The following is a 12,745-nucleotide window of genomic DNA, read 5'->3' as shown; positions in this document are numbered from 1 at the left end:
AAAAAAGCCGACCGAATCCAGCGCCGCGCGTCAATTTGTTAAATCTCTGACGTTATAGAGGGCGTGACAGAGGGGGCAGCCGACCGGAACCGGCTGCGCCGAAGGACCAGGGAACAGATTTCAACATGATTCGCATTTTGCTGGCCGAAGATGATGACGTGATGCGCGAGTATCTCGCGCGCGCGCTGACCAGCGCCGGCTATCACGTCACCGCGGTCGATCGCGGCACCGCGGCGGTCCCCTATATCGATTCGGGAACCTTCGACCTTTTGCTGTCGGACATCGTGATGCCCGAAATGGACGGGATCGAACTCGCCCAGCACACGGCCAAAGCGGCGCCGCAGACGCAGGTCATGTTCATCACCGGCTTTGCCGCGGTTTCGCTGCGTGCCGAGGAAAATGTGCCGCAGGCGAAGCTGCTGTCGAAACCCTTCCACCTCAAGGATCTGGTGCGCGAGGTCGACAATATGTTCGGTCGCAGCGACCGCTCGAGCCAACAATAACGACGCCGCCGCGCGCGAAGGGCTTGCCAAGTCGCGCCGAGGCATTTAGGGGGCGCGTCACCCCAAGGGATGGGCGTGTAGCTCAGTGGTAGAGCACTGTGTTGACATCGCAGGGGTCGCAAGTTCAATCCTTGCCACGCCCACCATTAAAAACGCCGCCACCCCAACGGGTTGGCGGCGTTTTTGCTTTCAGGCCATGCCTTTCGCCAGGTCGCCGCGCGATGCGTCGCCGATCTGGCTGCCGCCGTCGCAGTCGAGGATCGTCCCGGTGATGTAGCCCGCCGCAGGCGAGCAGAGAAACACCGCCGATTCGGCGACCTCCTCGACCTTGCCCCAGCGCTTCATCGCGATGCGGTCATAATGCGCCTGACGCGTTTCGGCGTCGGGGGCGAGGCGCTTCATCCCCTCGGTATCGGCGATCGGCCCTGGCGAGATACCGTTCACGCGCACGTCGGGCCCCCATTCGAGCGCAAGGACGCGAATCAACTGGTTGATCCCGGCCTTGGCTGCACAGGCATGCGCCTGCAGCGCTGACGCATTAACCGCTTGCCCCGCGGTGATCGCGATCAGCGAAGCGCCCGGACGGCCCAGCAGATCGTGGCATCCGCGGAACACGTTGAACGTCCCGTTGAGGTCGATGTCGACCACGGTGCGAAACGCGTTCGCCGACATGCCGAGCGCCGGGGCGAGAAAATTGCCGGCTGCGCCCGAAATGACGATGTCCATCGGCCCGAGTTCGCCCGCGACACGCTCCATCACGCCGCGGATCGCCGCATAGTCGCGGACATCGCCCGACAGGCCGAGCGCGCCCTTGCCGATGTCCGCCGCCGCGCGTGCCGCCTTGTCGGGGTCGCGCCCGGCCACCGCAACCCTGGCGCCGAGTTCGGCAAAACGCTTGGCGATGCCGAGGTTGATCCCGCTGGTGCCGCCGGCGACGAAGGCAGTCTTGCCCGCCAGCAGATTGTCCCGGAATGTCGTCATGCTACTCTCCCTTCGCTTGGCTCTGAACGACGACGGCACCGATGCGGGGTTGACGGATCGAAACCAGTCGCCTTTTGAAACTGGAACAGACAGCAAGGATGATCCGATGGCAAGTGCCGGCCCGACCTCGAACAGCTTCATCTCGCAGCGGCTGAAGCTGCATTATGTCGACTGGGGCAATCGCGGCGCCCCGCCGCTGCTGCTGGTCCACGGCGGCCGCGACCATTGCCGCAACTGGGACTGGGTCGCGGAGAAATTGCGCGACCGCTATCATATCATTGCGCCCGATCTGCGTGGTCATGGCGACAGCGCATGGTCGCCCGACGGCAATTACGCGATGGACACTTTTGTCTATGACCTCGCGCAGTTGGTCCATCAGCTCGACCTCGGCCCGCTCTCGATCGTCGCCCACTCAATGGGGGGCAATATCGCGCTGCGCTATACCGGCCTCTATCCTGAAAATGTGCGCAAGCTCGTCGCGATTGAGGGGCTCGGCCCCTCGCCCAAGGTGATCGCCGAGCGCGCGAAGACGGGCTATCCCGAACGCTTCCGCAAATGGATCGACGACAAGCGGCAGGCGGCGGGGCGCACCCCGCGCCGCTACGCGACCCTCGAGGATGCGCTCGCGCGCATGATGGGCGAGAACAGCTATCTGACCGAAGCCCAGGCGCGCCACCTGACCGTCCACGGCATCAGCCGCAACGAGGATGGCAGCTGGAGTTGGAAGTTCGACAATTACCTCAACGTCTGGCCCGCCTTCGACATGCCGCACGATGACATCGCCGCGCTATGGGGCGCGATCGCCTGTCCCACGCTTTTGCTCTACGGTGCGAACAGCTGGGCTTCGAATCCCGAGAAGGACGGACGCCTCCGGCATTTCAACACCGCGACGGTGATCGAGTTCGAAAATGCCGGCCACTGGCTGCACCACGACCAGTTCGACCGGTTCATGTCCACGCTAGACGAATTCCTCTAAACGGGTCGCCGGTTGCGCGCCGTGGCGCGCGATGAGAGGCGGCGTGATGGCCTATACGGGGCAGGTTTCGAGGCAGCAGAAGCTCTTGGCGGGCGGCGGAGCGCTGATCGCCGTTGTCGCGGTCGGATTTGGCCTGGCGAGCGGCCTCGATCTCGATGTCGTCCGCAAGGCCAGCGAAGCGATTACCGCAATTGCCCTTCCCGCACCGCCACCACCACGCAAGGAGGTCGTGCCGGTAAAGGCGCCGAGCGAAAAGGCCAGCGGCAAGGCGTCAGCTGCGAACAAGCATGCCAAAGCCGCCGCGGTTGCCGCGCCGCCGCCCAAGCTACCCCCCATCACATCGCCGATTGCTGCCGCTCCGCGCCCCGGCACTGGGAACGACGCGTCGGCCGGCGCGACGCCGAATCCCGGCCCCGGATCGGGCGCAGGCGGACGCGGCGATGGAACGGGCGCGGGCGGCGCGGGCAGCGGGACCGGTGGCGGAACCAAGGCCATCTGGCGCAGCGGTACGATCCGCGACCGCGACTATCCGCGCGAAGCCAGCCGCGCAAAGGCGGGGGGCGAGGTCGAAGTGCGCTTCACCATCGAAACCAGCGGCCGCGTCAGCAGATGCCGGGTGACCCGGTCGAGCGGCGACGCCTCGCTCGACGCTACGACGTGCGACCTGATCGAGGAGCGTTTTCGCTTCAAGCCTGCGACCAATGCCGCCGGCGAACCCATCGCGAGCCAGTATGGCTGGCGACAGAGCTGGTGGCTCGAACGTCGACATTAGGCGTCTTACTCAATTGGTATCGATTGCGACAATATCGCGAATGATTCGCATTAAAGTTGACTTTGCAATCGACTCTCAATAGCGGCGCCCCGAACCAATCACAAAACAGGGGGTTTACTGTGAAGCCATCGACATCTGCCTCGTTCCTCGCACTCTCCTGCGTGGGCAGCCTTATCAGCGCTCCGGCATTTGCAGCCGAAACCGGCGAGGCACAGGACGCGCCCGGCGGCCGCGGCGAGATCGTCGTCAACGGCGCGCTTGCCAATGAGGTGGAATCGCCCAAGTCGACCGCTCCCCTCGTCGACACGCCGCAGACGGTCACGGTCGTCTCGCAGGAACAGATTCGCCAGCAGAACCTGCTGACGCTGCGCGACGCGCTCGCGACGATCCCCGGTATCACCTTCGGCGCCGGCGAAGGCGGCGGCGGTTATGGCGACTCGATCAACCTGCGCGGCTATTCGGCGAACAACGACCTGACCGTCGACGGCGTGCGCGACAGCGCACAATACAGCCGCACCGATCCCTTCAACCTGCAGCAGATCGAAGTCTATAACGGCGCCAACTCGGTGTTCAACGGATCGGGCAGCGTCGGCGGCACGATCAACCTCGTCAGCAAGATCCCCTTCGCACGCAACGCCACGACGGTGCAGGCGGCGGTCGGCACCGACAATTATTATCGTGCCGCAATCGACAGCAACTGGCGCCTCAACGACCTGATCGCCGTCCGCCTGAACGCGATGTATCACGAGAATGACGTCCCGGGCCGCGACGTCGAATCGTACCAGCGCTGGGGCGTCGCGCCGTCGATCACGATCGGCGTCGACAGCGACACCAGCCTGACGCTCGCTTATATCCATCAGGATGACGACAATACGCCGATCTATGGCGTTCCCTATTTCCTGAGCGGCGTGAACGATGGCCCCCTCGCCGGCGTCGACGACAGCGATTATTTCGGCATCGTCAATCTCGACGAACAGAAGACGAAGGTCGATCGGCTGACCGCGACCTTCCGCCATGCGTTCAGCGACAATGTCTCGATCCGCAACCTGACCCGCTGGCAGCGCGTCCACCAATATAGCCAGACGAGCGCGCCGCAGGGCGTCTTCTGCCTCGCAAGCGGCCTGCAGCCGATCGGCAGCAGCGCCAACGCGACCGTAGGCATCCCCTGCGCCGCCGGGCAAAATACGCCCGGTTTCTATTACCCCGCCGGTCCGCGCGGCCTTGTCCGCGATCAGGTCAACGACCTGATCCACAACCAGACCGACCTGACGGTGGTCAATGGCGCCAAGGGCGGCCTGTTCAACACGCTCGTCATCGGCGCGTCCTACAGCCAAGAAGATTATTCGATCGAGAATGCGCAGCTTCTTCGCAACCCCGGCGGCGCGCTGCCCAACCCGGCCCAGCCGCCGATCAGCCTGTCGAACCCGAACACGATGTGGAACGGCCCGGTCAACTATGTCCGTACCGGCAACAGCTATGGCGACACGCGCAACTTCGCCGTCTATGCGTTCGACACGCTCGAAATCTCGCCCATGTTCGAACTGAACGCGGGGGTTCGTTATGAAAGCGTGCGGACCATCTTCCGCGCCGACACCGTAACGACGCCCGCGACCGGCGCGGTTTATGTCCGCGGCTCCGATCAGGTGAGCAACGAGAATCTCTTCTCCTATCGCGCCGGCGCGGTCTTCCACCCTGTCGAGAATGTCAGCCTCTATGCCGCCTATGGCAATGCCAAGACACCGACCTCGGCCACCGTCCGCGCGGGTTGCGGCCTGCCGGCGGCGCCGGGTGCGGCCGATCCGTGCGCCGTGGCGCCCGAAAAGGCGCGCACCTACGAGATCGGGGCCAAGGCCGAGCTGTTCGACAAGAAGCTGCTGCTGACCGCCGCCCTGTTCCGCAACGAACGCACCAACTTTCGCATCCCCTCGAATGATCCCGCGCAGCCGAACTCGCTACAGGTGCTCGACGGCAAATCGCGCGTCGACGGCGTCGCGCTCGGCATCAGCGGCAACGTCACCCCCGAATGGGCGATTTTTGCCAACTATACCTATCTCGACAGCGAAGTGCGGCAGAGCGTTTCGGACTTCTGCCTCGCCACGCCCGGAGCAACAGGCTGCCTCAACAACGCCGGCACGCCGGACCCGCAGCGCGGCGATCGCCTGATCCAGACGCCGAAGCATTCGGGCAGCCTGTTCACCACCTATGCTTTCCCGTTCGGGCTGCAGATCGGCTATGGGCTGACCTATCAGGGCAAGTTCGCCACGAACCAGCGCAACCTTGCGCAGCGCACGCAGTTCATGGTCGACGATTATCTGATCCATCGCGCGTTTGTGTCGTATGACTTCAAGAACGGTTTGGTTGCGCAGGTGAACGTCAGCAACTTCACGGACGAGGATTATTACACCGGCGTCCGCAACAATGTCGGCGCGGCGACGATCTCGGGCACGGGCGTGGTTGGCGGCGGTGCGGTGAGCGGCGGCTGGGCGACCCCCGGCGATGCCCGCTCGGCGGTGTTCAGCCTCTTCTACAACTTCTGATCCCGGTGGGGCGGGTCCGGCGATTGCCGTTCCCGCCCCTTTCAGACTAGAAGCGGCGCATGATCCGCATCATTCCCGACGTGCTCGACGCTGATGGCGTCGCAAAGCTCCGCTCGATCCTCGACGCTGCCGACTGGGTCGACGGCAACGAGACATCTGGTCCGCAAGCCGCGCTGGCCAAACGCAACCAGCAGCTCCCCGAATTCGCCGAGGTGGCCGCAGAGGCGGGCCGCGTCGTGCTCGACGCGCTGGGCCGGAACCCGCTGTTCATCGCCGCGGCGCTGCCGCTCAAAATCTACCCGCCCTATTTCAACCGCTATGCCGGCGGCGAGAATTTCGGTGATCACATCGACAATGCCATTCGCATCCGGCGCGGCAGCGATTTCCGCCTCCGCAGCGACCTGTCGGCGACGCTCTTTCTTGCTGATCCCGACAGCTATGAGGGCGGGGGACTCGTCGTCGAAGGCTTTGCTGAGGCCCCGGGGATCAAACTGCCCGCCGGGCATCTGGTCCTTTACCCTTCGACCACCGTCCATCGCGTCGAGCCGGTGACCGCAGGCGCGCGCGTCGCGAGCTTCATGTGGATCCAGTCGATGATACGCGATCAGGGACAGCGAAACCTGTTGTTCGATCTCGATATGGGGGTGCAAGGCGCCGCGGCGGCACTGGGTCAGGGTGACGCGACGGTCGTCCGCCTGACCGGCGTCTATCACAATCTTCTACGGCGCTGGGCCGACAGCTAGCCGAGCATATCGCGCCACGCGCGCGATATATATTCTCGGTCGCCCGCGACGATACACGCCGCGAGCTCCTGTTCATCGGCGAGCGCGACCGCCGCCTCGGCCCCCAGGACCGTCAATGCGGTTGCCCAGCCATCGGCCCTGATGCAGTCACGGTGAAGCACGGTAACCGACGACACACCGTTGACGATCGGGCGTCCGGTCGCCGGATCGAAGCTGTGCGAATAATGCTGTCCGCCCGCGCTGAAGCCGCGGCGATAATTGCCCGAGGTCGCCACCGACAGGTCGTGTAGCGCGATGCGCCAGGACGGGATGGACGATGTCGGCGGCATCTCGACATCGACCCACCAGGGCTGCCCGTCGGGGCGGATTCCCTTGCCGCGCAGCTCGCCGCCGACTTCGAGCAGAAAATGCCGCACGCCGATGTCGAGCAGCCATTCGGCCACGAGGTCGACGCCATAGCCTTTGGCGATGCCCGACAGGTCGAGTGCCGCCGCTTCGCCGCGCCGGATGCGCCGCGTTGCGGGGTCGAAGTCGATCGTGCGGCCTGCAACGGACTTGCCAGTCTGCGGCACCCGCCCCGGACGTCCGGCGCTGCCGAAGCCCCAAGCTTCGGTGATGCCGCCGAGGCCGGGATCGAAGGCTCCGCCGCTGGCTCGCGCGATGTCGAGCGTAACCGCCATGACATGGGCGAATTCGGCCGGGATTTCGTACCATGTGCCCGGCGCGGTGCGGTTGAAGCACGAGACGTCGGATTGCGGCTCCCACTGGCTCATCTGCTCGACGACGAGATCGAGCGCTGCCTGAACGCCGTGCAAGGTCGCTGCGGGCGGCGAGACCGCCTGCAGCGACCAGCTCGTGCCCATCGTTTCGCCGGTGAAGCGGTCGATGGGCGCCCCCGCGCCGCGCCCGGCGAAAGCCGCGGGCGTCAAGGCGCGGGGGATGAGGATGCGGTCGGTCAGGGCGCGAGCACTTCCAACGTCGTGACATAGCTCGCGCGGCGCTGTGGCGCGGGCGGTGTCGCGCGTTCGGGTGCGCCTTCTTCGCGCGCGGCTTGCGGCGTCGTGACGTTCAGCCAGTACAGGCCGGGTTCGGCCCAGTTGATCGCAACCTTGCCGTCGGCGCCGGTCTTGAGGTCCATCTGGCCGAGCTGGTCGCGATAGCGGATGCCGCCGGGAATCACCGTCACCGGAAGGCCCGCGGCGGGCTTGCCGTCGAGCAGGAACTGGAAGGTCGCCGCCTCGCCCGCGATCAGGTCGTTGGGGTGCGTCACGGGAACCAGCTCGATGCCCTTTCCGGTCGGCTTGAACAAGGTCGTCGTCGGTTCGCCGACCGTCACGAAAATCTCGTTGCGGTTGTTCGATTCGGCGGTGTTCACATTGGTCGCACCGGCAGGGATGCGCTCGGCGAGGTTGGCGGTCGTCGTCCCGCGTGGCAGCCGCTCGGTTTTGCCATTCAGGTCATAGCTGCCCATCACGCCATCGGCGACCGAGGCGATCCGCCAGGTGCCCTTTTTGGTCAGATGGACGTCGAAGGTGCTGCGATAGCGGCCCGTCGCCTTGTTCTCGATCGCCGCTTCGGTGCCGTCGGGCGCCCACGCCTTCAGCGCGTCGAGCCGCATCGGCTGATGCTCGAAATAGAAGAGGTCATTCGACACCGCGGCGTCGACGGTGACCCAGACGTCATCGCCCGACAGCACGGTCGACGACGGCAGCATCCACTGGCGGTGCGCCGAAGCCGGAACGGCGACCAATGCCGCCAGCGCGGCTGTCGCGGCGAAACCCCAAATTCGCTTCTTCATTTCCCTGTCCTTTCAAGCTTTAGCGGAAGGCGACCGAGACGGCCCCCAGTTCAGTCGTTCCGGCAGCGCGCCCGCCCGCACCGGCCTTCGCGGGCCAGGTGAAGGGGATGCGCAGAAGTTCGCGGCCGCCGACCTCGCGCGCCGCTTCGATTACCAGCGTGTATTGGCCGGGCGCGCCCGCACCGAGCTGCGCACGCGAGAAGGAGACTTTGTGCGCGCCGGGTGCACGCGTCGCGCCGGTGATACCGTTCGCGGGGAAGGTCATCGAGCGCCCCGCGGCGCGCCACCACTGACGCACATCGCGGAGCCATTTCGTACCCTCGTTCGCCTTCATGTCATAATCGTACCAGACCGCGACGGTCTTCGCCGACGCGCCAGCCTTCTCGACCCAGATCGCGACATAGGGTTTGTGATATTCGGCGACCTTCAGCCGCGGGATGTTGATCGTCACGTCCATCGTGCCCGGAGCGGCGGCGAAGGCGGGCGCGCCGAGCATGGCGCCGAGGCCGATCGTGCCGCCGAGAATGCGCGCTGGGGTGGAAAGCTGCATGGACTGGTCTCCCTAATGAATGAAGATGACGGCGATGGCCGCAGGAATAGCGAGACCCAGGCCGACGAGCGGCCAGGTGCTCTTGCGCTTCGCCGAATGCAGCCAGAGAAGAACCAAGCCGGTGATCGCGAAAACGAAACAGGCGAAAGCGAAGATGTCGATGAACAGGCTCCACTCGCCGCCCGAATTGCGGCCTTTGTGGAGGTCGTTGAGATAGGAGATCCACCCGCGGCTGGTGACCTCGCTCGACGCCGAGCCGGTCGCGAGGTCGATCGCGACCCACGCGTCGCCACCGGGACGCGGTGCGGGGAGATAGACTTCATCGGCGGACCATTCGGCTTCACTCGCTGCTTTCACCGGAAAGCTCTGCTCGATCCACTCGGCCGCGAAGGGTGGCAACGGGGCCTTTTCCGTTGTCGGGACCGCCGCCTTTAGGCGCGCAAGCAAAGCCGGCGGCATCTGCGCCGATTTCTGGGTGACGACCGGCGACCCTTCGATATCGGCGGCGTGATTAAGCGTAAACCCGGTGATCGCGAACAGCAGCAGGCCGATCAAGCTGACGGCCGAGCTCATCCAGTGCCACATATGCAGCTGCTTCAGCCAAAAGGCTTTCCGGCTTTTCTTCGTCGCCGTTCGCGGGGTTGTCGGTGCATGCATCCGGAAGTTCCAACAAAAGGATGCACGGCCATTATCGAGAACGATTCGCAATTACAATATGATTCCGGATCGCCCGGCGGACGAAGAATTATGTCGCAGCTGGTTAGCCGGCGCCTAATTCTCGCGCCCGGCCATCCAAAGCGTCTGAGTGAGCGGTTCGATGAGATAGGAGAGCGCCGTCCGCTTGCGCAGCGGGATCATGATGTCGACGGGCAGGCCGGCACGAAGCCCCCCATCCTCGCGAACCCGCCGGAGTTTCGCAAGTTCGCTGGGCGGCACGACCAGCTCGATCTTGAAATAGCGCATGCCCGAACGCTCGTCCTCGAAGCTGTCAGCCGAAATCTTGGATATTTTACCGACGAGGATCGGCAGGTTGCGTTCCTGCAACGCGGGAAAGCGGATCTGGGTCTCCATCCCCGGCGCAAGATCGTCGGCATCGGTGGGCGAGGCCTTGCCATCGATGACCAGCGCACGGTCTTGCGGTACGATCTCCATCAGCGTGTCGCCCGCCGCGACGACGCCGCCGACTGTGAAAACCTTCAGCCCCACCACCCGGCCTTCTGCCGGAGCGCGCACCGTAGACCGGGCCAGCTGTTCGCGCACGGCGATCAGCTTAGGCTGGAGTTCGTCGAGACGGACCTGCCCCGCCTGTTTCGCCGTCGCCACTTCCTCGAGCATCTGCTTGTCGATGCCGACCATCTGCATCTGCGCTTCGCCGATCGCTTCCGAAGAGCGGGCGATGTCGGCGCGATACGCGCCATAGGAGCCATCGAGTTCGGCCGCGGAACGTTCCATGCTGCGGACCCGGTTGATCGATACGAAGCCTTTCGGAAGCAGGGTGCGCAACCCCTGCAGCTCGTCGCCGATCAACTGTTGCTGCACCTTGTTGGAATTCATCTGATAGCTGTATCCGTTGATCTGTTCCGAATGCTGGCGCATCCGCTGGCGCAACACGTTGCGCTGTGTATGCACCGAATTGCGCCGCGCTTCGAAAAGCTGGCGCTGGCCGCGCAAGGCTTCGGCGGCCAGTTCCCGGTTTTCGGGCGCCAGCGAGGCAAATTCTGCCGGTTCGGCGACGCTTCGCAGGCCGCCGAGTTCGGCCACCAGTCGCGCGCGCTGCGCCAGCAAGGCGATGACTTCGCCAGTCAGTCCGCGTTCGGCCGCAACCAGTTCCGATGCCGAGATCGTGAGGAGCGGCTCGCCCTTTTTCACTGTTTGCCCCTCGACGACGTGAAGCTCGGTAACGATGCCGCCTTCGCGGTGCTGGACCGCCTGGCGACTGCCCGACACCGCAATCACGCCGGGCGCATAGGCGCCGGCGTCGAGGGGCGTCAGCGACGCCCATCCGAGCATGCCGACAAAGAAGAAGGCCACGATAAGGCCGCCGATGCGCAGTTCGCGATGCGGTCGGTCGGCGGAGTCATGGCCCGAAGGGTGACCGCCGCCGATCGGCGGCTTCCAGGTCATATCGGTCATGGCCGCGCTCCTTCATGGATGGGAACGACATTTTGCTTTGCCGCGGAATTCTGCAGCGCCTGGAGGATTTCGTCGCGTGGCCCCACACCGACGATCGCGCCGTCGGCGAGGATCGCCAGCCTGTCGGCGCTGGCCAGGACGGCGGCGCGATGGGCGACGATCATGATCGCCGCGCCGTGCAGCTTCGCGGCACCAATCGCCCGCGACAGCGCTTCCTCGCCATCGCTGTCGAGCGCCGAGTTCGGCTCGTCGAGAACGAGGATGCGCGGGCTACCATAGAGCGCGCGCGCCAGCGCGACGCGTTGCGCCTGTCCCGCCGACAGCCTGTGGCCATTCCCTTCGATACAGGTGTCGTAACCGCCTGGCAGATGCAGGATCATCTCGTGGACGCCGGCCATGCGCGCAGCCCTTACGACCTCCTCGTCAACCTCCGTCTGCGGAATACCGCGCGCGGCACCGAAGCGCGAGACGTTCTCGCTGATCGTTCCGGGGAGAAGGCCGCAATCCTGAGGAAGATAGCCGATATGTTGCGCAAGCTCTTCGGGATCCCAATCGGCCATACTGGCGCCATCGATCCTGATTTCGCCGAGGTCGGGCGGCAGCGCGCCGGCGACAACACGCGCGAGGGTCGTCTTGCCCGCCCCGGACGGGCCGACAACACCCAGCACCTCTCCGGGGGCGAGTTTCAGGAAAATATTCTTGAGCAGGATCGCACTGCCGTCGGCATTACGGACGACAACGCCCTGAAGCTCCACCTGCCCTTCCGGATCGGGCAAGGTGGTGCGTACCACCGGACCGGTTGCTTGATCGAACAGCCTGCCGAGCGTCTGAATCGCCTGACGCGACTGGACGATATTCGGCCACAAGCCGACCAGCTGCTCGATCGGCTGCAGGGCACGGCTGAGCAGCACCGAGGCGGCGATGATCGCGCCCACCGAAATCTGCCCGTTGATGGCAAGCCAGGCACCGACGCCCAGCGCGAAGGATTGCATGAACATCCGCACGAATTTGACGAGCGAATTGTAGCGGCTGCCCGAAAACTGGAGGTCGGCCACGGCGTTCAGGCCGACGCTGCGCTGCTGGATATGGCGCGAGACCAGCGCGCGCCGCATCCCGAGCGCACGCACGATCTCGGCCTTGCGCAACATCGCCTCGTGCGATTCATACGCTGCCGCATTGGCATGATGCGCCTCTTCGGCTTTTGCCTTGCTGCGCCTTTCGTTGGCGATCGCAAGCGTGACCAGCACGCTTCCGGCGCCAAGCACCAGCAATCCCAAAAGCGGGTGAATGAGGAAGGCCACCAAGAGATACAGGGGCGTCCACGGGACGTCGAACAAGGCGGTGGCCGCCGGTCCGGCAAGCGACTGGCGCAGCAGGTCGAATTCGCGCATCGCCTGGTGGGTCGAAGGGTCGCCGGGGCCCGCGCGCGACCGCGCGAGCAGCCGGTCCAATATCTCGCCCGAGAGCAATCGGTCGAGGCGCAGCGACGCGCGTGCCATCAGCCGCATACGGATCGCATCGAGCGCCGACAGCGTGGCGATCGCGACGCCCACGACGACGGTGATGAAAACTAGTGTCAATACGCCGTTGGTCGGCACAACCCGGTCATAGACCTGCATCATGTAGATGGTCGGTGCGAGATAGAGAATGTTGATCAGCGCACTGAATGTTGCTGCGAGGATGAAGTGAGTCCGACAGGCGCGGACGGCTTCTGATAATGCCGGTGGAACGGGCATCCAGAACAGTCGCATG

General features: G+C 64.8%; 12 protein-coding genes and 1 tRNA gene. 6 read left to right on the top strand and 7 right to left on the bottom strand.

The features are described 5' to 3' along the window. Window positions 1-125 precede the first annotated feature (125 nt). Together cpdR and ASD73_RS17645 are read left to right on the top strand one after the other, a co-directional pair. A complete protein-coding gene (gene cpdR, locus ASD73_RS17650) occupies window positions 126-503 on the top strand; it encodes a cell cycle two-component system response regulator CpdR (RefSeq protein ID WP_037510756.1) in 378 nt (125 codons plus the stop codon). 71 nt (window positions 504-574) lie between these two features. After that, a tRNA-Val gene (locus tag ASD73_RS17645) sits at window positions 575-649 on the top strand. A gap of 43 nt (window positions 650-692) precedes the next feature. Here ASD73_RS17645 and ASD73_RS17640 read toward each other — a convergent pair. Continuing rightward, window positions 693-1,484 carry an SDR family oxidoreductase gene (locus ASD73_RS17640; protein WP_056374457.1) on the bottom strand — a complete coding sequence of 264 codons (792 nt, stop codon included), beginning with the start codon at window positions 1,482-1,484 and terminating at the stop codon, window positions 693-695. Window positions 1,485-1,590: 106 nt separating this feature from the next. Between ASD73_RS17640 and ASD73_RS17635 the strand changes: the two genes are divergently transcribed. The 4 genes from ASD73_RS17635 (at window position 1,591) to ASD73_RS17620 (ending at window position 6,512) form a co-directional block, all read left to right on the top strand. Continuing rightward, on the top strand, window positions 1,591-2,460 hold the full coding sequence (locus ASD73_RS17635; protein ID WP_056375219.1) for an alpha/beta fold hydrolase: 870 nt from the start codon (window positions 1,591-1,593) through the stop codon (window positions 2,458-2,460). A 46-nt stretch (window positions 2,461-2,506) separates the two neighbouring features. Then, entirely contained in the window at window positions 2,507-3,232 is a 726-nt protein-coding gene (locus tag ASD73_RS17630; RefSeq protein ID WP_056374455.1) for an energy transducer TonB, read from the top strand. A 161-nt stretch (window positions 3,233-3,393) separates the two neighbouring features. Beyond that, complete coding sequence (locus ASD73_RS17625; RefSeq protein WP_235534573.1) at window positions 3,394-5,769, top strand: TonB-dependent receptor; 2,376 nt, start codon at window positions 3,394-3,396, stop codon at window positions 5,767-5,769. Between the two features lie 59 nt (window positions 5,770-5,828). Further along, window positions 5,829-6,512, top strand: coding sequence for a Fe2+-dependent dioxygenase (locus tag ASD73_RS17620; protein WP_056374452.1), 684 nt, complete (start codon window positions 5,829-5,831; stop codon window positions 6,510-6,512). On the opposite strand, the gene ASD73_RS17615 is transcribed toward ASD73_RS17620, so the two are convergent. From ASD73_RS17615 to ASD73_RS17590, 6 genes are all read right to left on the bottom strand, one after another. Further along, window positions 6,509-7,441 (bottom strand): FAD:protein FMN transferase, encoded by a 933-nt coding sequence (locus ASD73_RS17615; protein WP_235534571.1) that lies wholly within the window; start codon window positions 7,439-7,441, stop codon window positions 6,509-6,511. The genes ASD73_RS17620 and ASD73_RS17615 overlap by 4 nt on opposite strands. Window positions 7,442-7,467: 26 nt before the next feature. Beyond that, window positions 7,468-8,310, bottom strand: coding sequence for a DUF4198 domain-containing protein (locus ASD73_RS17610; RefSeq protein ID WP_056374448.1), 843 nt, complete (start codon window positions 8,308-8,310; stop codon window positions 7,468-7,470). Window positions 8,311-8,329: 19 nt separating this feature from the next. Then, a complete protein-coding gene (locus tag ASD73_RS17605; RefSeq protein ID WP_056374447.1) occupies window positions 8,330-8,860 on the bottom strand; it encodes a DUF2271 domain-containing protein in 531 nt (176 codons plus the stop codon). A 12-nt stretch (window positions 8,861-8,872) separates the two neighbouring features. Then, window positions 8,873-9,517 (bottom strand): PepSY-associated TM helix domain-containing protein, encoded by a 645-nt coding sequence (locus tag ASD73_RS17600; protein ID WP_056374445.1) that lies wholly within the window; start codon window positions 9,515-9,517, stop codon window positions 8,873-8,875. A 114-nt stretch (window positions 9,518-9,631) separates the two neighbouring features. Beyond that, a complete protein-coding gene (locus ASD73_RS17595) occupies window positions 9,632-10,993 on the bottom strand; it encodes an HlyD family type I secretion periplasmic adaptor subunit (RefSeq protein ID WP_056374444.1) in 1,362 nt (453 codons plus the stop codon). Beyond that, on the bottom strand, window positions 10,990-12,744 hold the full coding sequence (locus ASD73_RS17590) for a type I secretion system permease/ATPase (RefSeq protein WP_056374442.1): 1,755 nt from the start codon (window positions 12,742-12,744) through the stop codon (window positions 10,990-10,992). Before ASD73_RS17590 ends, ASD73_RS17595 begins: the two co-directional genes overlap by 4 nt. Window position 12,745: the final 1 nt, after the last annotated feature.

It is taken from the genome of Sphingopyxis sp. Root154, from assembly GCF_001427105.1.
GTDB lineage: Bacteria > Pseudomonadota > Alphaproteobacteria > Sphingomonadales > Sphingomonadaceae > Sphingopyxis.
Note: the sequence above shows the minus strand (reverse complement) of the source record. Positions and strands in the feature narration are given on the sequence as shown.